General features: G+C 66.3%; 16 protein-coding genes. 13 read left to right on the forward strand and 3 right to left on the reverse strand.

The features are described from left to right. The first annotated feature begins 103 nt into the window (after positions 1–103). The 9 genes from C8J24_RS09775 to C8J24_RS09815 all read left to right on the forward strand — a co-directional run bounded on the left by C8J24_RS09775 (position 104) and on the right by C8J24_RS09815 (position 12,372). Positions 104–571 (forward strand): PaaI family thioesterase, encoded by a 468-nt coding sequence (locus C8J24_RS09775; protein ID WP_107932029.1) that lies wholly within the window; start codon positions 104–106, stop codon positions 569–571. Positions 572–700: 129 nt separating this feature from the next. Then, complete coding sequence (gene zapE / locus C8J24_RS09780; RefSeq protein ID WP_107932031.1) at positions 701–1,792, forward strand: cell division protein ZapE; 1,092 nt, start codon at positions 701–703, stop codon at positions 1,790–1,792. Positions 1,793–2,052: 260 nt separating this feature from the next. Beyond that, positions 2,053–3,015, forward strand: a complete 963-nt coding sequence (mdh, locus tag C8J24_RS09785) for a malate dehydrogenase (protein ID WP_107932033.1) — start codon at positions 2,053–2,055, stop codon at positions 3,013–3,015. 86 nt (positions 3,016–3,101) lie between these two features. Then, positions 3,102–3,398, forward strand: a complete 297-nt coding sequence (locus C8J24_RS09790; RefSeq protein ID WP_338110814.1) for a GIY-YIG nuclease family protein — start codon at positions 3,102–3,104, stop codon at positions 3,396–3,398. 55 nt (positions 3,399–3,453) lie between these two features. Continuing rightward, entirely contained in the window at positions 3,454–4,338 is an 885-nt protein-coding gene (gene sucD / locus C8J24_RS09795; protein WP_031395407.1) for a succinate--CoA ligase subunit alpha, read from the forward strand. Between the two features lie 158 nt (positions 4,339–4,496). Beyond that, on the forward strand, positions 4,497–7,436 hold the full coding sequence (locus C8J24_RS09800; RefSeq protein ID WP_107932038.1) for a 2-oxoglutarate dehydrogenase E1 component: 2,940 nt from the start codon (positions 4,497–4,499) through the stop codon (positions 7,434–7,436). A gap of 80 nt (positions 7,437–7,516) precedes the next feature. After that, on the forward strand, positions 7,517–8,776 hold the full coding sequence (odhB, locus tag C8J24_RS09805; RefSeq protein WP_107932040.1) for a 2-oxoglutarate dehydrogenase complex dihydrolipoyllysine-residue succinyltransferase: 1,260 nt from the start codon (positions 7,517–7,519) through the stop codon (positions 8,774–8,776). A gap of 127 nt (positions 8,777–8,903) precedes the next feature. Further along, positions 8,904–10,298, forward strand: coding sequence for a dihydrolipoyl dehydrogenase (gene lpdA / locus C8J24_RS09810; RefSeq protein ID WP_107932042.1), 1,395 nt, complete (start codon positions 8,904–8,906; stop codon positions 10,296–10,298). 1,411 nt (positions 10,299–11,709) lie between these two features. Then, positions 11,710–12,372 (forward strand): DUF4893 domain-containing protein, encoded by a 663-nt coding sequence (locus C8J24_RS09815; RefSeq protein ID WP_244180606.1) that lies wholly within the window; start codon positions 11,710–11,712, stop codon positions 12,370–12,372. Between the two features lie 39 nt (positions 12,373–12,411). On the opposite strand, the gene C8J24_RS09820 is transcribed toward C8J24_RS09815, so the two are convergent. After that, complete coding sequence (locus tag C8J24_RS09820; protein WP_146163671.1) at positions 12,412–12,903, reverse strand: hypothetical protein; 492 nt, start codon at positions 12,901–12,903, stop codon at positions 12,412–12,414. 152 nt (positions 12,904–13,055) lie between these two features. On the opposite strand from C8J24_RS09820, the gene uvrA reads away from it, so the two are divergent. Continuing rightward, complete coding sequence (uvrA, locus tag C8J24_RS09825; RefSeq protein ID WP_107932049.1) at positions 13,056–15,950, forward strand: excinuclease ABC subunit UvrA; 2,895 nt, start codon at positions 13,056–13,058, stop codon at positions 15,948–15,950. A gap of 206 nt (positions 15,951–16,156) precedes the next feature. Here uvrA and C8J24_RS17360 read toward each other — a convergent pair whose 3' ends face one another. Next, a complete protein-coding gene (locus C8J24_RS17360) occupies positions 16,157–16,777 on the reverse strand; it encodes a hypothetical protein (protein WP_146163672.1) in 621 nt (206 codons plus the stop codon). A gap of 121 nt (positions 16,778–16,898) precedes the next feature. Next, the gene (locus tag C8J24_RS09830; RefSeq protein WP_107932051.1) at positions 16,899–17,441 is read right to left on the reverse strand and encodes a Panacea domain-containing protein; all 543 of its coding nucleotides are present in this window, start codon (positions 17,439–17,441) and stop codon (positions 16,899–16,901) included. A 266-nt stretch (positions 17,442–17,707) separates the two neighbouring features. On the opposite strand from C8J24_RS09830, the gene relB reads away from it, so the two are divergent. The 3 genes from relB (at position 17,708) to C8J24_RS09850 (ending at position 20,084) form a co-directional block, all read left to right on the forward strand. Continuing rightward, positions 17,708–17,884, forward strand: a complete 177-nt coding sequence (gene relB, locus C8J24_RS09835; protein ID WP_208620947.1) for a type II toxin-antitoxin system RelB family antitoxin — start codon at positions 17,708–17,710, stop codon at positions 17,882–17,884. A 10-nt stretch (positions 17,885–17,894) separates the two neighbouring features. Further along, positions 17,895–18,155 (forward strand): type II toxin-antitoxin system RelE/ParE family toxin, encoded by a 261-nt coding sequence (locus tag C8J24_RS09840; protein ID WP_338110816.1) that lies wholly within the window; start codon positions 17,895–17,897, stop codon positions 18,153–18,155. Positions 18,156–18,452: 297 nt separating this feature from the next. Continuing rightward, entirely contained in the window at positions 18,453–20,084 is a 1,632-nt protein-coding gene (locus C8J24_RS09850) for a hypothetical protein (RefSeq protein ID WP_107932058.1), read from the forward strand. The last annotated feature ends 3 nt before the right edge of the window (positions 20,085–20,087 follow it).

Below are 20,087 nucleotides of genomic sequence, written 5' to 3' on the forward strand. Positions count from 1 at the left end.
TCCCCCAACCCCGTTCGTGCTGAGCGAAGTCGAAGCACAGGCCCCGGGGCAAGGGGTGGCGCTCCCAAAAGTCCTTCGACTTCGCTCAGGACGAACGGAACTCATGACCGATACCCCCCATTTCCTCGACGCCGAAGACCCCGCAAACCCCGGCTGGCGCAGCTGGACCCTGTCCGACCCGACCCGGTTCAACACGCTGCTCGGCCCCATGCTCTACCGCGTCGACGGCCATCTCGTCCGCGTCCGCATCACGCCCGAACGTCGCCATTCGAACCTGCAGGACAATGTTCATGGCGGCGCGCTGCTCGGCTTCATCGACGTCGCGCTGTTCGCCGCCGCGCGCGGCTTCGGGCTGATCACCGCCGGCACCGCGGTGACGCTCGACCTCAACACCCAGTTCATCGGTGGCGGCCGGATCGGCGCGCCGATCGAGGCGCAGGTCGAGGTGCTCAAGGAAACCGGCCGCCTCTTGTTCCTGCGGGGCCTCGTGGTGCAAGGCGACGACGAAGCGAAGATCGCGGCCTTCTCCGCGACGATCCGCAAGCCGTCGCCTAAGCCGCCGAAGGGCTGACCCCGACCGCTATCACCACCCCGGCGAAGGCCGGGGCCCAGTTGGGACACGATCATTGTTCAAGCGTAGCGTTCTATCACGGCGACCTTCCCCCCTGGGCCGCGGCCTCCGCCGGGGTGGTAAAGACCAATGACCGTCCTCGCCGCCTACGAAGCGCTCGTCGCATCGGGTGAACTCCGCCCCGACCCCGAACAGGCCGCCGCCGCCGCGCGCCTGAACGCGCTCGCCACCGAACTCGCCGCGCCCGTCGCGACCGGCTTCTTCGCGCGCTTCTCGCAGAAACCGGCCCCGCGCGGCGTCTATCTCTGGGGCGGTGTCGGCCGCGGCAAGTCGATGCTGATGGACCTGTTCTTCGCCGAGGTCGCGGTCGACCGGAAGCGCCGCGTCCATTTCGGCGAGTTCATGCTCGAGGTTCACGCGCGCATCGCCGCCGAGCGTCGCAAGGAGGTCGGCGACCCGATCGTCCCCGTCGCCACCGCGATCGCCGAGGAGACCCGGCTGCTCGCGTTCGACGAGATGATGGTCACCAACAGCCCCGACGCGATGATCCTGTCGCGGCTCGTCACCTCGCTGCTCGACTCCGGCGTGACGATCGTCACCACCTCGAACCGCCCGCCCGCCGATCTTTACAAGAACGGGCTCAACCGCGAGCATTTCCTCCCCTTCATCGCGACGATCGAACAGCGGCTCGACGTCCTCCCGCTGAACGGCCCCGTCGATTACCGCCGCGACCGGCTCGGCAGCCAGGACACCTGGCTCGTCCCCAACGGCCCCGAGGCCACCGCGCAGCTCTCCGCCGCCTTCTTCCGCCTCACCGACTTCTCGCCCGACGATAGCGAGCATGTCCCGTCCGAGGAGCTGATCGTCCAGGGCCGGGCCCTGCGCGTCCCCAAGTCGCTGAAAGGCGTCGCGGTGTTCAGCTTCAAAAAGCTGTGCGGCGAGGCGAGGGGGGTGGCCGACTATCTCGCCATCGCGCGCAAATTCCACACGATCATCCTCGTCGGCATCCCCAAGCTCGGGCCCGAGAACCGCAACGAGGCCGCACGGTTCGTCGGGCTGATCGACGCGCTTTACGAACACAAGGTCAAGCTGCTCGCCGCCGCCGACGCGCAACCGGGCGATCTCTACGCGAGCGGCGACGGCCGGTTCGAATTCGACCGCACGATCAGCCGTCTGGAAGAGATGCGCTCCGAGGAGTATCTGGCGGAAGGGCATATCTGACCCTCCGAGCACCACCCCGGCGAAGGCCGGGGCCCAGTTGGAAAGGCCGTCGTAACAGCGCGCAGTATTCAGTTTGCACCGTCCCCCAACTGGGCCCCGGCCTCCGCCGGGGTGGTTCAGCGCACGTCGGCAAGCTTATTGCTCCTGCGAACGATTTGCAATAACGAGACCACTTTTCCGCTTTAACGGTTGCCGTAGCGCCATAATGCGCGTAACCGGCGTCACCAATCACCCCGCACATCAGACGGAGACGGATTGGAATGGCTCGCAAGAAGATCGCGCTGATCGGCGCCGGTAACATCGGCGGCACGCTCGCGCACCTCGCAGCACTCAAGGGTCTGGGCGATATCGTCCTGTTCGACGTGGCCGAGGGCATCCCCCAGGGCAAGGCGCTCGACCTGTCGCAGTGCGGCCCGGTCGAAGGCTTCGACTCGACGATCACCGGCTCGAACGACTATGCCGACATTGCCGGCGCGGACGTCATCATCGTCACCGCCGGTGTCGCGCGCAAGCCCGGCATGAGCCGCGACGACCTGCTCGGCATCAACCTGAAGGTCATGAAGGCCGTGGGCGAGGGCATCAAGGCCAACGCACCCGGCGCATTCGTCATCTGCATCACCAACCCGCTCGACGCGATGGTGTGGGCGCTGCGCGAATTCTCAGGGCTCCCGCATCACATGGTCGTCGGCATGGCCGGCGTGCTCGACTCGTCGCGCTTCAGCCATTTCCTCGCCGACGAGTTTAAGGTCTCGGTCAAGGACGTCACCAGCTTCGTGCTCGGCGGCCACGGCGACACGATGGTCCCCGTGATCCAGTATTCGACCGTGTCGGGCATCCCCGTCCCCGATCTCATCGCGATGGGCATGTCCACGCAGGAGAAGATCGACGCGATCGTCAAGCGCACGCGCGGCGGCGGCGGCGAGATCGTCGCGCTGCTGAAGACCGGCTCGGCCTATTACGCGCCCGCCACCAGCGGCATCGCGATGGCCGAAGCCTATCTCTACGACCAGAAGCGCGTCCTGCCCGCCGCGGCCTATGTCTCGGGTGAATACGGCCTCGACGACCTGTATGTCGGCGTGCCCGTGGTGATGGGCGCCGGCGGCGTCGAGAAGATCGTCGAGATCAAGCTCGACGACGAAGCCAAGGGCAACCTCCAGGTCTCGGTCGACGCGGTCAAGGAACTGATCGTCGCCTGCAAGGGTATCGACGGTAGCCTGAACTGATTTGAGGATTTGAGCTGAGGTAGGAGCGTACCGAAGGGAATAGCCACCACCCCGGCGCAGGCCGGGGTCCAGTTGCGAAAGCCACGATGATGGAAGAACAGGCGTTCGTTTACATCATGGCCAACTTCCCCAACGGGGCGATCTACCTCGGCTCGACATTGAACCTGCCAAAGCGCGTGTGGGAGCACCGCAACGGTTTGAGCGGTTTCACCAAGCGTTATGGCTGCAAGCTACTCGTCTGGTACGAGGCGTGCGGCGAATGGGAAGCGGCGCGGCAGCGCGAGCTGCAAATGAAGGAGTGGAAGCGGGCCTGGAAAGTGCGTGAGATCGAAGGGCTTAATCCCGCTTGGGATGACCTGTACGATCGTATCGCCCTACCATGACCGCCTTCCCAACTGGACCCCGGCCTTCGCCGGGGCGGACCGGACTGGAGATAGAATGAGCATCCTCGTCGACAAGAACACCAAGGTCATCACGCAGGGCATGACCGGCGAAACCGGCAGCTTCCACACCAAGATGGCGCTGGAATACGGCACGCAGATGGTCGGTGGCGTCACCCCCGGCAAGGGCGGCACGACTCACCTCGACCTCCCCGTCTACAACACCGTCGCCGAGGCGAAGTCGGTCACCGGCGCGACCGCGTCCGTGATCTACGTGCCGCCTCCCTTCGCGGCCGACTCGATCCTCGAGGCAATCGACGCACAGATCGAGCTGATCGTCGCGATCACCGAGGGCATTCCCGTGCTCGACATGGTCAAGGTCAAGCGCGCGCTCGCGGGCTCCAAGTCGCGCCTGATCGGCCCGAACTGCCCCGGCGTCCTGACCCCCGGCGAGTGCAAGATCGGCATCATGCCCGGTTCGATCTTCAAGAAGGGCTCGGTCGGCGTTGTCAGCCGTTCAGGCACGCTCACCTATGAGGCGGTCTTCCAGACCTCGAACGCAGGCCTTGGTCAGACGACCGCGGTCGGCATCGGTGGTGATCCGGTCAACGGCACGAACTTCATCGACGTGCTCGAGCTGTTCCTCGCGGACGACGAGACCAAGTCGATCATCATGATCGGCGAAATCGGCGGCGACGCCGAGGAGCAGGCCGCGCAGTTCCTGATCGACGAGGCCAAGCGCGGCCGCAAGAAGCCGATGGCAGGCTTCATCGCGGGCCGCACCGCCCCTCCGGGTCGTCGCATGGGCCATGCCGGTGCGATCGTCTCGGGCGGCAAGGGCGATGCCGAGAGCAAGATCGCGGCGATGGAAGCTGCCGGGATCAAGGTCTCGGAGAGCCCCAGCCTGCTCGGCGAGACGCTGCTGAGCGTGCTGAAGGGTTGATCTTACTACCCCTCTCCCCCCGGGGAGAGGGAAGGAGCCGCCATTTGGCGGCGGAAGGGTGAGGGCACGTGACCGCCCGTGCCCTCACCCTCCCACCCGCAAGTGCGGGCGGGCCCCTCCCTCTCCCCCGCGGGGAGAGGGCACTGAGGACGAGAACGATGGGCTACGAAGGCCAGGATTTCAGCGATATCGCAGCCGGCGTCAGCCCGGCGTTCGTAGAGACGCTCTACGCCAAGTTCACCGCCAATCCGGCCTCGGTCGAATCCGGCTGGCGGACGTTCTTCGAGGGGCTCGAAGGCTCCGCGCAGGGCCCGAGCTGGGAAAGCGCGCGCTGGCCGCTGACCACCACGGACGATCTGACCGCGGCGCTCGACCCGACCCAGATGGAGCCCGCGCCCAAGCCCGCAAAGGGTGGCGGCAAGCCCGCGCCCGCAGCCGCCGCGCCCGCGCCCGTCTCGAAGGACGAGATCGCCAAGGCCGCGGCCGACGCGATCCGCGCGCAGCTGCTGATCCGCACCTACCGCGTCCGCGGTCACCTCGCCGCCAATCTCGATCCGCTCGGCCTGTCGAAGCGCGAGATGCCCGAGGATCTGAAGACCGAATATCACGGCTTCTCCGACGCCGACATCGACCGCAAGGTCTATCTCGGTGGCACGATGGGCTTCGAATGGGCGACCATCCGCGAGCTCGTCGACACGCTGCGCAAGAATTACTGCGGCAATGTCGGCCTCGAATACATGCACATCGCCGATGTCGAGGAGCGCCGCTTCCTCCAGGAGCGGATGGAGGGCCAGGACAAGGCGATCGAATTCTCCGTCGACGGCAAGAAGGCGATCCTCAACAAGGTCATCGAAGCCGAGCAGTGGGAGAAATTCCTCGGCAAGAAATATGTCGGCACGAAGCGCTTCGGGCTCGACGGCGGCGAATCGATGATCCCCGCGCTTGAATCGGTCATCAAGTACGGCGGCCAGATGGGCGTGCGCGAGATCGTCATCGGCATGGCGCATCGCGGTCGTCTGAACGTGCTCGCCAACGTGATGGCAAAGCCCCTGCGCGTCATCTTCCACGAATTCGCCGGCGGTTCGGCTAACCCCGATGACATCGGCGGTTCGGGCGACGTGAAGTACCACCTCGGCACCAGCACCGACCGCGAGTTCGACGGCCACAAGGTTCATATGAGCCTCGTCGCCAACCCCTCGCATCTCGAGGCTGCCGATCCGGTCGTGCTCGGCAAGACGCGCGCGATCCAGACGCTCAACAACGATCTGAAGGACCATGTCGCTTCGCTCCCCGTGCTGATCCACGGCGACGCGGCGTTCGCAGGGCAGGGGATCGTCTGGGAGTGCCTCGGCTTCTCCGGCATCCGCGGCTACAACACCGGCGGCTGCGTCCACTTCATCATCAACAACCAGGTCGGCTTCACGACCAGCCCGCAGTTCGCGCGCTCGTCGCCCTACCCGTCGGACGTCGCCAAGGGCGTCCAGGCGCCGGTCTTCCACGTCAATGGCGACGATCCGGAGGCGGTGACCTTCGCCACCAAGATGGCGATGGAATTCCGTCAGAAGTTCCACCGCGACATCGTCATCGACATGTGGTGCTATCGCCGCTTCGGCCACAACGAAGGCGACGAGCCCTCCTTCACCCAGCCGCTGATGTACGACATCATCCGCAAGCATCCCGGCGTCAGCTCGGTCTATGGCAACCGCCTGATCAAGGAAGGCGTCATCGACCAGCCCTGGATTGACGAGAATGTGAAGCAGCTCACGCTCCGTCTCGAGGGTGAGTTCGAGGCGGGTGCGTCGTACAAGCCGAACAAGGCCGACTGGTTCGGCGGTCGCTGGACCGGCCTCAGCGCCCCGACCGACGGTGCCTCCGCGCGCCGCAACGTCGAGACGGGCCTCAGCCAGAAGCTGTTCGACTCGCTCGGCCGCACGCTGACGACGGTTCCCGAGAGCGTGAAGATCCACAAGACGCTGGCGCGCGTGCTCGATGCCAAGCGCGAGATGTTCAAGTCGGGCAAGGGCTTCGACTGGGCGACCGGCGAGGCGCTCGCGTTTGGCGGCCTGCTCTCCGAAGGATACGGCGTCCGCCTGTCCGGCCAGGACTCGGGCCGCGGCACCTTCTCGCAGCGTCACGCGGTCTGGGTCGACCAGACCGACGAGCACAAGTACGTGCCGCTGCAGGAAATCGAGCATGGCAATTTCGAGGTGCTCGACAGCCCGCTGTCCGAGTACGGCGTGCTCGGTTTCGAGTACGGCTATGCGCTCGCCGACCCGAAGACGCTCGTCCTCTGGGAGGCGCAGTTCGGCGATTTCGTCAACGGCGCGCAGATCATGATCGATCAGTTCATCACGTCCGGCGAGTCGAAGTGGCTCCGCGCCAACGGCCTCGTGATGCTGCTCCCGCACGGCTATGAAGGGCAGGGACCCGAGCACAGCTCGGCCCGTCCCGAGCGCTTCCTCCAGTCCTGCGCAGACGACAATATCCAGGTCGCGAACTGCACCAGCCCGGCGAACTATTTCCACCTGCTCCGCCGGCAGATGCACCGCAACTTCCGCAAGCCGCTGATCGTGATGACCCCCAAGTCGTTGCTCCGTCACAAGCTCGCGGTGTCGAACGCCGAGGACTTCCAGGGCGACAGCCACTTCCGTCGCCTCCTGTCCGACACCAACGGTGCAGCCGACGTCGACACGAAGCGTCTCGTCCTGTGCACCGGCAAGGTCGCCTACGACCTGATCGAGGCACGCGATGCGGCGGGCGATACGGACACGCAGATCGTCCGCGTCGAACAGCTCTATCCCTTCCCCGGCAACCCGATCGCCGAGCGCGTCGCGAAGATGCCGAACCTGGAAGAGATCGTCTGGGCGCAGGAAGAGCCGAAGAACAACGGCTACTGGTTCTTCGTCGAGCCGCTGATCGAGGAGGCGCTGGCCAGCGTGAATTCGCCGGTCAAGCGTGCGCGCTACGCCGGGCGCAGCGCCTCGGCCTCGCCCGCGACCGGCCTGATGAAGCGTCACCAGGCCGAGCAGGGCGCACTCGTCGCCGACGCACTCGGCCACAGCGTCCGCGACGAAATTCGCCGCACCCGCGCATCGTAATCAACTCTGTTCCCCCGCGAAGGCGGGGGCCCAGTCTGGGTCCCCGCCTTCGCGGGGATACAAGGAAGTAGGCAGAAACCATGGCAACCGAAGTCACCGTCCCCGTCCTGGGTGAATCGATCACCGAAGCCACCCTCGGCGAGTGGCTGAAGCAGCCCGGCGATCCCGTCGCCGTCGACGAGCCCATCGCCAGCCTCGAGACTGACAAGGTCTCGGTCGAGGTGCCGTCGCCGGTCGCCGGCGTCATGGGCCAGCACGCCGTCGCGGTCGGCGACACGGTGCAGGTCGGCGCGATGCTCGCCACGATCGACTCGGGCGACGGCGCCGCTGCAGCGCCCGCCCCAGCCCCCGCAAAGGCCCCCGAGCCCGCCGCGACCGCAACGCCCGCGGCGCCCGCCAAGGACGAGTCCGGCGCAGGCTATGGCGACCAGCCCGGCGCCGGCACCAGCGACTCGCCCGCAGCCCTCTCGCCGTCGGTCCGCCGCGCGGTGCTCGAGCACGGCGTCGACCCCGGCACCGTCAAGGGCACCGGCCGTGACGGTCGCATCACCAAGGAAGACGTGACCGCCGCCGCCTCGAGCAAGCCCGCGCCTGCCGCAGCACCTGCGCCCGCACCGGCCGCAGCGCCCGCAGCCTCGGGCCGTGGCGAAGAGCGCGTCCGCATGACGCGCCTGCGCCAGACGATCGCCAAGCGCCTCAAGGAAGCGCAGAACACCGCCGCGATGCTGACGACGTTCAACGACGTCGACATGACCGCGGTGATCGAGGCGCGCGCCAAGTACAAGGACCTGTTCGAGAAGAAGCACGGCGTCCGCTTGGGCTTCATGGGCTTCTTCGTGAAGGCCGCCACGATGGCGCTGCGCGACATCCCGTCGGTCAACGCATCGATCGACGGCGACGACATCGTCTATCACGACTATGCCGACATCTCGGTCGCGGTCTCGTCGCCGGGCGGCCTCGTCGTCCCCGTGATCCGCGATGCCGACCAGATGTCGGTCGCAACGATCGAGAAGACGATCGGCGACTTCGGCAAGCGCGCCAAGGACGGCGCGCTCAAGATGGACGAGATGAAGGGCGGCACCTTTACCATCTCGAACGGCGGCGTTTTCGGCTCGCTGATGTCGACCCCGATCATCAACCCGCCCCAGTCGGCGGTCCTCGGCCTCCACCGCATCGAGGAGCGCCCGGTCGTCGTGAACGGCCAGATCGTCATCCGCCCAATGATGTACCTCGCACTCAGCTACGATCACCGCCTGATCGACGGCCGCGAAGCCGTGACGTTCCTCGTCGCGCTCAAGAACGCGATCGAAGATCCGACGCGCATCCTGATCGACCTGTAAGTATCTAACCACCCCGGCGCAGGCCGGGGCCCAGTGGGGAAGGCCGCGGTGACGAAGCGCCTCGCCCTCCCCATATATCTCCCAACTGGGCCCCGGCCTGCGCCGGGGAAGTAAGAGAGAAGCGACAATGGCTGACTATGACTATGACGTCCTCGTAATCGGCGCAGGCCCCGGCGGCTACGTCGCCGCGATCCGCGCCGCACAGCTCGGGCTGCGCACGGCCTGCGCCGAGAGCCGCGACACGCTCGGCGGCACCTGCCTCAACGTCGGCTGCATCCCGTCCAAGGCGCTGCTCCACGCGTCCGAAATCTACGAAGAGGCCAAGAGCGGCCACCTCACCAAGTTCGGCATCGATTTCCAGGGCGTCTCGCTCAACCTCGACCAGATGCACGCCGAGAAGGCGAAAGCCGTCAAGGAACTGACCGGCGGCGTCGAATTCCTGTTCAAGAAGAACAAGGTGACCTGGCTCAAGGGCAAGGCCGCGTTCCAGGACGCGCACACCGTCGACGTCAACGGCCAGACGGTCACCGCGAAGAACATCGTCATCGCCACCGGCTCGAGCGTCATGCCGCTTCCCGGCGTCGCGGTCGACCAGACCACGGTCGTCGACTCGACCGGCGCGCTCGCGCTCCCCAAGGTGCCCGAGCACATGGTCGTCATCGGCGGCGGCGTGATCGGTCTCGAGCTCGGCAGCGTCTGGCGTCGTCTCGGCGCGAAGGTCACGGTCGTCGAATTCGTCGACCAGATCCTCCCCGGCTTCGACGGCGAAGTCCGCCGTGAGAGCGCCAAGCTCTTCAAGAAGCAGGGCATGGAGCTGAAGCTCTCGACCAAGGTCACCGGCGTCACCGTCGACAACGGCGTCGCGACTGTCACCGTCGAGCCCGCCGCGGGCGGCGCGTCCGAGACGATGACCGCCGACGCGGTGCTCGTCTCGATCGGCCGCAAGGCGAATGTCGACGGCCTCAACCTCGAAGCCATCGGCCTCGAGCTCAACAAGCGCGGCCAGATCGAGACCGACCACAGCTTCAAGACCAAGGTCGACGGCGTGTGGGCGATCGGCGACTGCGTCCCCGGCCTGATGCTCGCGCACAAGGCGGAGGACGAGGGCGTCGCGGTGGCCGAGAACATCGCCGGCCAGACCGGCATCGTCAACGAGGACGTCATCCCGTCCGTCGTCTACACGATGCCCGAGATCGCCGGCGTCGGCCTCACCGAGGAAGCCGCGAAGGACATGACCGAAATCAAGGTCGGCAAGTTCCCCTTCGCCGCGAACAGCCGCGCCAAGACCAACCGCGACACCGACGGCTTCGTCAAGGTCATCGCGGATGCCAAGACCGACCGCGTGCTGGGTGTCTGGATCGTCTCGAGCCTCGCCGGCACGCTGATCGCCGAAGCCGCCATCGCGATGGAATTCGGCGCGACCAGCGAAGACATCGCCTACACCTGCCACGCGCATCCGACGCATGCCGAGGCGCTCAAGGAAGCGGCGATGGCCGTACAGGGCAAGCCGATCCACATCTGAGTCCGACCGCGCGACGGCCGTAGCGAAGCTACGGCCGAGCACCCCGCGGTCAGACCGGCCGGCGGCGCTCCAGCGCCGTCCGACGACAGGGGCTTAGCCCCTGTCCGGTCAAGCCACGGTCAAGCTGCGTTTCGGAAGGGCGTCGGTGGAAACCCCACCGGCGCCCTCTCCACGTCTCCCGAACGCGCGCGAAACGTACACGCTCTCAAGCCCAAACCCCATAAGCGACCCGCACCTCCATCCGTCATCCCGGCGAAAGCCGGGACCCACGGTCACGGCGAACCCGGCGATACCGCGCCGTCATAACCCGGTCCGCGACCATGGGTCCCGGCGTCCGCCGGGATGACGGGGGGCGGGAGCGGGGGCGGGGGCGGGGGCGCGCGCGATAAAATCCCACCCGCAATCCCGGAGCCGCCCCGTTCGCCCCGCGGCGTTCGCCCCGCGGCACCACGCACCCGCAGCCCCCGAACCCGCAGTGTTCCACGCCGGTACAGCCCGCCCCCCGTACGCCCCGAGCGACAACGACCTTCAACCCCTTCCGTCATCCCGGCGAACGCCGGGACCCATGGTTACGGCGGACCCGGCGATCCCGTGCTGCCATACCCCGGTCCGCGACCATGGGTCCCGGCGTTCGCCGGGATGACGGGGGATGGGGCGGGAGCGCGATAAAGTCACACCCGCAGAGCCGGAGCCGCGGCGTTCGCCCCGCGGCAGCCCGCATCCGCAGCCCCCGGACTCGCAGTGATCCAGTCCGGAGCAGCCCGCCCCCACAACCATCCGGACCCGCAACGACCTACCCCATCCGTCATCCCGGCGAACGCCGGGACCCATGGTTACGGCGGACCCGGCGATCCCGTGCCGCCATAACCCGGTCCGCGACCATGGGTCCCGGCGTCCGCCGGGATGACGGGAAGGGGAGACGCCACCAACTCGCTCCTGCACCCGCCACAACCCGCCCCCATCCCGTCATCTTGGCGAAAGCTAGGATCCAGAGCCGCAAGCGTAACCCCCTGCGGCTCTGGATCCTGGGTCGAGCCCAGGATGACGGAAGAGGTGGGCGCAATATGTCTCTCAACCAGTCGATCGCCCGGCCACCGCGGCTGGCTCACCCGCCACAACCCGCCCCCCCCGTCATCCCGGCGAAAGCCGGGACCCAGAGCCCCAAGTGCACGCGCCCGCGGCCCTGAGTCCCGGTTCGGGCCGAAATGACGACAGGCAGGGGGTTGCCTCGCACCCCGCCAATCTCCACCAACCGCTCACCCGCACCTCACCGCAACCATCCCTCACCTCGGGTCGAAACTGAGCCAGATTAGTGCAGTTGTTAGCAATCCGTTTACCAGCCCGGCATAGCCATCCGTCTCCACGCCGCGGCGACGCCACTGTCGCGACCGGCCGTGCAAGGAGCCTGCCCGTGCGTGCGTTGATGATCCTGGCGGTAGGAACGGCCTGTCTCGCCGGCTGCGCGACGCAGCCCCGGGGCGAAAGCGCGGGCAAGGCTCCGGCCGTGGCGGCGGACCCTGCACCGGCCGCCCCAAACTGGACGACGATCGCGACGCCCGGCGACCGCGCCCGGCTCGCGGCACTCGGCGACAGCTGGGCCCGCGCGCGCGCCGCGGTGCCCAGACGTCTGGCGGGCCGGATCGCGGCCGAGGGTGCGCTGCTCGACCCCGCCGCTGCGCTCGACCTGCCCGCGCTGTCGCCCGGCTCCTATCGCTGCCGGCTGGTCCGGCTTGGCGGGCGCGCGGGCTATGCGAGCTTCGCGCCCGATTTCTGCTATGTCGACGGCGACGGCGCGGGGCTCTCCTTCACCAAGCAGACCGGCACGACGCTGCCCGGCGGCTGGCTGCACCCCGACACCGACCGGCGGCAGGTGTTCCTCGGCACCGTCCGCACCACGCCCGCGCAGGTCGCGCCGCCCTATGGCACCAACCCCTCGCGCGACGTCGCGGGCGTCGTTGAACGCGTCGGCCCGCTGCGCTGGCGCCTCGTGATGACGCGCGCGGGGCAGGGCGCGATCCTCGATCTTTACGAACTGGTCCCCGTGCCGCCTGCGACGCCCGCGACGCCACGCTGAGTTCAGAATCCTCCCCCTTGCGGGGGAGGATCGGAAGCATCAGCCCTTTGGCGGCTTGGCGAAGTTCGCCGCGAACCGCTCCAGGCCCGATGCGAACGAGTCGATCACCTTGGCGAATTCGGGCGGCAGCGCAGCAGCGTCGCTCCTGGGCGGTTCCGGCGTCTCGCCCGCGAACGGCCCGCTGGCCGCCGCCGACGCGCCCGGAGCCTCCGGCGAAGCCTCGGCCGAGGATTCTGGCGGCCTGGGCGGCTTCGGCGGCTCGGGCGGTGCAGGTGGCGGCGTCGCACCTCGCATATCCTTCGCCGTGATCGCGGTCGCCGCCATCATCAGCCCGGCCGCGATCACCTGGCGTCCCGCGGGCATGCCCATCTGCCGCGTCAGCGCCGCCGCGATCCCCGCGAACGGCGCCGCGCTGCCATGCTTGCCCGCCTTGGCGGACCAGCGCGCCTCGAAACCCTCGCCTTTCGTCGCGCCCGTCTCGGCCTCGCGCTCGCGCGCCTCGCGTTCGCGACGCTCCTTCTTCTTGCCCATCTCGGTCTCCAGCACTGTATTGCACTAACAATACACTATGTAACTATCGTCGGCACCTTGGACAATGGTTCGGCGTTACCCATCTTTGCGAGCACCCGCCCGGCGCCCTCCCGGGCTTGTCGCGTCCGAACAAATGTGGAACAGACTCTCCTATGCTGACCAAGATTTCCGTACGCGGCGCGCGTGAACACAACCTCAAGGACGTCGATATCGACATCCCCCGCGACACGCTGACGGTGATCACCGGGCTGTCGGGCTCGGGCAAGTCGAGCCTCGCCTTCGACACCATCTACGCCGAGGGGCAGCGCCGCTACGTCGAGAGTCTGTCCGCCTATGCGCGCCAGTTCCTCGAACTGATGCAGAAGCCCGACGTCGACCATATCGAGGGCCTCAGCCCGGCCATCTCGATCGAGCAGAAGACGACGTCGCGCAACCCGCGCTCGACCGTCGCGACCGTCACCGAGATCTACGACTATATGCGCCTGCTCTGGGCGCGCGTCGGCATCCCCTATTCCCCCGCGACCGGCGAGCCGATCGCCGCGCAGACCGTCAGCCAGATGGTCGACCGCGTCATGGCGCTCCCCGAGGGCACGCGGCTGTACCTGCTCGCCCCCGTCGTCCGCGGCCGCAAGGGCGAGTATCGCAAGGAACTCGCCGAGTGGCAGAAGGCGGGCTTCACCCGCGTCCGCATCGACGGCACGATCCACGACATCGACGAGGCACCCGCGCTCGACAAGAAGTACAAGCACGACATCGAGGTCGTCGTCGACCGCCTCGTCGTCGGCGGCGAGATCGCCACGCGCCTGGCCGAAAGCTTCGAAACCGCGCTGAAGCTCGCCGAGGGCCTCGCCTATGTCGACCCCGCCGACCCGGTCGAGCCGCACACGCCGAAGTCCGAAATCCTCGGCAGCAACGCCCCCGACGGCCGCATCGTCTTCAGCGAGAAATTCGCCTGCCCGGTCAGCGGCTTCACCATCTCCGAGATCGAGCCGCGTCTCTTCTCGTTCAACGCCCCCCAGGGCGCGTGCCCGGCCTGTGACGGCCTCGGCGAGAAGCTGCTGTTCGACGAAGACCTCGTCGTCCCCAACCACATGCTCAGCATCAAGAAGGGCGCGGTCGTCCCCTGGGCGAAATCCAACCCGCCCTCGCCCTATTACATGCAGGTCCTCGGCAGCCTCGCGCGCGAATACAAGTTCGACATCGAGACCCCCTGGGGCGAGCTCCCCGAGGAGGTCCAGCGCGTCATCCTGCACGGCTCGAAGGGCAAGCCCGTCACGCTCACCTTCATCGACGGCAAGAAGAAATACGACGTCTCCAAGCCGTTCGAGGGCGTCATCGGCAACCTCAACCGCCGCCTGCTCCAGACCGAGAGCGCGTGGATGCGCGAGGAGCTGAACAAATACCAGTCCGCCGCCCCGTGCGAGGTCTGCGCCGGCGCGCGCCTGAAACCCGAGGCGCTCGCGGTCAAGATCGCGATGAAGGACATCAGCTACGCGACCCACCTCTCGGTCGTCGACGCGCTCCAGTTCTTCACCGACATGCCGCAGCATCTCGGCGACCAGCAGAACGCGATCGCCGAGCGCATCCTGAAGGAAATCGTCGAGCGCCTCGGCTTCCTCAACAATGTCGGGCTCGACTATCTCAACCTCGACCGCACCTCGGGAACCCTGAGCGGCGGCGAGAGCCAGCGCATCCGCCTCGCGTCGCAGATCGGCAGCGGCCTGTCGGGCGTGCTCTACGTCCTCGACGAGCCCAGCATCGGCCTGCACCAGCGCGACAACGACATGCTCCTCAAGACGCTGCGCCGCCTGCGCGATCTCGGCAACACCGTGCTCGTCGTCGAGCATGACGAGGACGCGATCCGCACCGCCGACTATATCATCGACATGGGGCCGGGCGCGGGCGTCCGCGGCGGCCAGGTCGTCGCCCAGGGCACGCTGAAACAGATCCTGAAGTCGAAGACCAGCATCACCGCCGACTATCTCAACGGCACGCGCGAAGTGCCGGTCCCCGCCACGCGGCGCAAGGGCAACGGCAAGAAGCTCACCGTCCACAACGCCACCGCGAACAACCTGACGGGCGTCACCGCGAGCTTGCCCCTCGGCACCTTCACCTGCGTCACCGGCGTCTCGGGGTCGGGCAAGTCGAGCTTCACGATCGACACGCTCTACGCCGCCGCCGCGCGCGAGCTCAACGGCGCGCGCATCGTCCAGGGCAAGCACGACAAGATCACCGGGCTGCAATATCTCGACAAGGTCATCGACATCGACCAGTCGCCGATCGGCCGCACCCCGCGCAGCAACCCCGCCACCTATACCGGCAGCTTCACGCAGATCCGCGACTGGTTCGCGGGCCTCCCCGAAGCCCAGGCGCGCGGCTACAAGCCCGGCCGGTTCAGCTTCAACGTCAAGGGCGGCCGCTGCGAGGCGTGCCAGGGCGACGGCGTGCTCAAGATCGAGATGCACTTCCTCCCCGACGTCTATGTGCAGTGCGACGTCTGCCACGGCGCGCGCTACAATCGCGAGACGCTCGAGGTGAAGTTCAAGGGCCACAGCATCGCCGACGTGCTCGACATGACCGTCGAGGACGCCGCCGAGTTCTTCAAGGCGGTCCCCCCGATCCGCGACAAGATGGCGATGCTGGTCGAGGTCGGCCTCGGCTACGTCAAGGTCGGCCAGCAGGCGACGACGCTCTCGGGCGGCGAGGCGCAGCGCGTCAAGCTCGCCAAGGAACTCTCGCGCCGCGCGACCGGCAACACGCTGTACATCCTCGACGAGCCCACCACCGGCCTGCATTTCGAGGACGTCCGCAAACTCCTCGAAGTCCTCCACGCGCTCGTCGAGCAGGGCAACACCGTCGTCGTGATCGAGCATAATCTCGACGTCATCAAGACCGCCGACTGGGTCCTCGACCTGGGACCGGAGGGCGGCGTCAAGGGCGGCGAGATCGTCGCCGAAGGCACGCCGGAAAAGGTCGCCAAGGCGAAGGGCAGCTTCACGGGCAAGTATCTGGCGCCGTTGCTTGAGAAGAAGGTGGTGGCGGCCTGACCCAAACGCCCTCTCCCCGCCGGGGAGAGGGTAGGGGAGAGGGGCGCAAGGGAAGGCAGGCCACGCCTGCCAACCCACCGATCAGGATCGCGGAACGACAACCGCGCCAGGTCCCGGATTTTCGGCGTTACAAGCCGGAGAAGGTGGCGAAGGCCAAGGCGGCTTTACGAGGAAGTATCTGGCGCTGTTGCTCAAGAACCGGGTGGTCAATTAGGCAGATCATATAGATCCGGCTCTGGTGCCTTTTGAGGCTTCCGTGGACGTTCTGATCGAACTTTATCCACGATCTTTTTCGCTTCTAGGTAGGTGCTCACGAACTGACTTACTCGGGAGTCTGGCAGTGCGATGAGATCGCTGTGCCCAATCACGCTGGCGTAAACGCCGTCAGCTCCCGAAATGTCAACGATCTCGATCCGTGCACCGACCCAGTCACCGTTACAGAATGCTTGGCGCCCTAGCGTAGCGTAAAAAGCCAAACTTTCTTCTGGTAGCGCCGACTTTCGGGGCTGCAGAAGAGGAATAATCGGTAGACCATTTTTAACAAACCAGCAATTCGCTTTGACGTTGATCTCAATGCCCGGTGCCCATTCAATCTTGCGATTGGTCGTCAATCCCGACTGAGGAAAATCGGTAAATCTTTTTGTATCAACAGGTTCGCGCTGGCCTAGCTCGAAGAGTGCTCTAATACAGGCTTCAACACGAGAATGAGTGTTCGGATAGACAAGATATGAACAATCCGGCTTGAACACTCCGCGGCGGGCTACGGGCATCGCTCCCCAAGTATAGGCATGGGTAAAACCAATTCTGGCATTGTCGAACTCGAGCATTCGCTCCGTCGTCAGCCTCACGTCGCCCGGTGCAGTTACATTGGCTACGGATAGCGCTAAGGGGGTATTTGACCGTGAGGGTTTGTTCATAGGCCCATGAGAACAGAACAGGCCCGAAGAGTCAATGGATCGACTTAGTGTTCGAGTATTGGTGGTATTTTACAATTATTTGGTTTTTTATCCGTCGTCCCTCCGGCGAGCCTTTAGAAAATTGGCGTAACGCTTCGGCCCAAGGTCCTTTTTCAAGGTGAGACATTTCTGATAACGCTGACGCTGTGTATTTCAAGTAAGCGTCAAATGTTGATCTAACAATGTCTGTGTATTGTCCTAAATTGGTTGGAGCTGCATACTCCCTCTTGCAAGTTGTCGGATTAAAGACCTGCGCTAGAGAATCGATGGGCTGTGCGCCGTATGATTTAAACTCTTGATAAAGGCACGGAACTACGGGCCCATAATCCCACGCCTCGAACGACTGTTCAATTAAAGGCTGTCCGGTTGTGATGAGAAAATCGGCATGGCAGAAATATATTAACTTTTGCAGTTTCATGGGGGTGATTTTTACCGAAAGATCAGATGCCCATGATAAAATTAAGTTCGCAAGAGGCTTAACGCCAATTGGAAATGTGACGAAATTGTCATCACGGTATCGAAGATCGTTATTCATTCGAAATCCAATATTGATACGACGTGCGTTTTACATTTGCGCGAAGAACGACTTGTAAAATAATCATTCTAAAAATTGCATCGGTCGCATGCAGTTGACCCCTGAGACAGGCCAATTGATCTAATAAATCCACTCATTATCGAATCAAGATCGCATGATAATGCACTTTCCGAAAACGTTTGATCGTTTTTTCGAGCAGCCAATCGGGTAGGATGTCGACGTACCGGAACTTTTGCGTCTGCCTTAATATTTGCTATACTATGGCAATGCCGGATCCCATTCCTTTCGAGCCGGAAACCGTGATTGACGAGGACGCCGCCGCCTACGACGCGTGGTTCCGCGCCAAGGTCGAGCGTGCAATGGCATCGACCGAGCCCGGCATTCCGCACGACATAGTAATGGCTGAGATGCAGGCCATTATCGACCGCGCCGAGCATCGCTGACCTCCCACTGATCTGGCGGCCAGCGGCACGTCGGGCGCTGCACGATATCACGACCTATATTGCCGACCGACATCCCGATGCTGCGAGGCGATTGGGTGTGGCAATACGTCACACTACGAACCGGATCATCGAGAACCCCTATATCTACCGCCCCGGCCGCGTCGCCGGCACCCGCGAGGCGGTGGTCCATCCCAACTACATCCTCGTCTACCGCGTCACCGGAACGATCGAGATCCTCGCCGTCCTCCACGCCCGCCAGCGTTACCCCTGAAGCCCCGCCGCCGCGCGCAGCGCCGCATTGATCCGCCCCTGCCAGCCCGGCCCGCCGCCCCGATCTTCGCCGGCACGGACCGGTCGAGCCGCACCGTTCCGTGCTGCCTGACCCCGCAACCCCTCGGCCGAGTCGCGCCGTCTCAGCCGCCCGATCCGGCCCCGCACCGCCGCCCGGCCGCCGAATTGCACGAAACACCTCGCCCAATGGTACGGAATGACCGCCCCGGGGGGCTGTCCTACTACCCCCGTTTCAGCATATCTGATCAATCCTCTCCCCTCGGGATAGGATCAAACCGTGAACAAACGTTCCGACACGCCGCCCCGCGCACCGGCCTTCGCGACGGTCCCCGGCACCGACTATGCCGCGCTCTTCGCGCCCGAGCCCATAAAGCCGCGGATCACCTCGACCGCCGACACCCCCAGATGGGGCGGCACGCCTGCGCGGCTGCGCGTGCAGCCCGGCCCCGCCGTCTCGGGCGCCGGTCTGGCGGTCCCCCGCGCGGTCGCCTCCGGAGGCGGCGCCCCCGCGAGCTATCCCCGCACGGACGATTGCTACGCGGCCGTGATCGCCTCGCCGCCCACCACCTTCGTCACCGGCGGCGCGGAGGACGATGACGACGACCCCCTCGACGCACCCGCCGCCGCGGCGCCGCCCCGCGCGCCTGGCGACCCGGACACGCCCGACCACCACCCCGACCCGCACCAGCCCGCGCGCGACGCTCTCGAGCTCATGCCACCGGGCGCCGCCTGCGGCTCGCGCCGCCAGGACGGCTGGTCCGCCGCCAATCAGCGCCGCTTTCTCGAAGCGCTCGCCGAGGGGCACGGGGTCGATGTCGCCGCGCGCCGCGTCGGCCTGTCCGCCACCTCGGCCTATGCGTTCCGCCGCACCGCCAAGGGCGCGGTGTTCGCGCTCGGCTGGCGCGCCGCCGCGCTCGTCGCGCGCGATTCGATCGCCGAGACGTTGCTCGTCCGCGCGCTCGAGGGGACGGTCGACACGATCGTCCGCGGCGAGACGGTCATCACCCGCCACAAATACGACAACCGGCTCGGCCTCGCGCTGCTCGCCCGGCTCGATCGCCAGGCCGAGAGCGCGCCCGATGCCGATGCCAAGGCCGCGCGGCTCGTCGCGCAGGAATTCGACGCCTATCTCGATCTCGTCGGGCGCGATCAGGGCGCGGCGCGCGCGGGGCTGTTCCTCGCGCGGCGGACGGGCGGGGCAGGGGCCGGGGCAGGGGGCGCCGATGATGCCGCGGGGGCCGATGCGCATGATCTCGGGCCGATCTACGCGCTCGCCGCCGCAGACCGGCTCGTCCGCACCGGCGTCGCGACCGCGGCCGAGGTCGATATCGCCGATCTCGATCCCGCCGCACGCGCCAACTGGAGCGGCGAGCAATGGGCGCGCGCCGAGGCCGCCGGGATGGTCGCGCTCGCCCCGCCGCCCCCCGCGCCCCCTCCCGCCGCGGACGACGAAACCGCGCTATCGTCTCAACATTCGCAACATTCGGCCGAGGAGGACGACGACGACGACGATTATGACGACGACGACGACTATGCGGAGGCGGGGGACGTCGGGGGCGCGCTGCCCGGTTTCGACCCGCCGGTCTGGCGCTGCGCGGCGACCGGCGCGTGGCGCACCCGCTTCCCGCCGCCTGCGGGGTTCGCGGGCGCGGTGGTCGGCGACTATGGCGACGATGACTATGCCCGTGCGCTCACGCCGGCCGAGGCGGAGCTGATGGACGCGGCGCAGGATCTGTCGCGCGCGTCGCTCGCGGCGTCGGAGCGGCAGGATCGCGACCGCTGGTTCGCGCGCGTCACGACGCGGATCGCCGCCCTGACGGTTCAGCTCGCCGCGTCGGCGGATCCCGGCGACGGTTCCGGTGCCGAACCCGGCCTCGATCCGGGAACAGGGTTGCACGCAAGCCGTTGAGGC

The organism is Sphingomonas aerolata (assembly GCF_003046295.1).
Lineage (GTDB): Bacteria > Pseudomonadota > Alphaproteobacteria > Sphingomonadales > Sphingomonadaceae > Sphingomonas > Sphingomonas aerolata.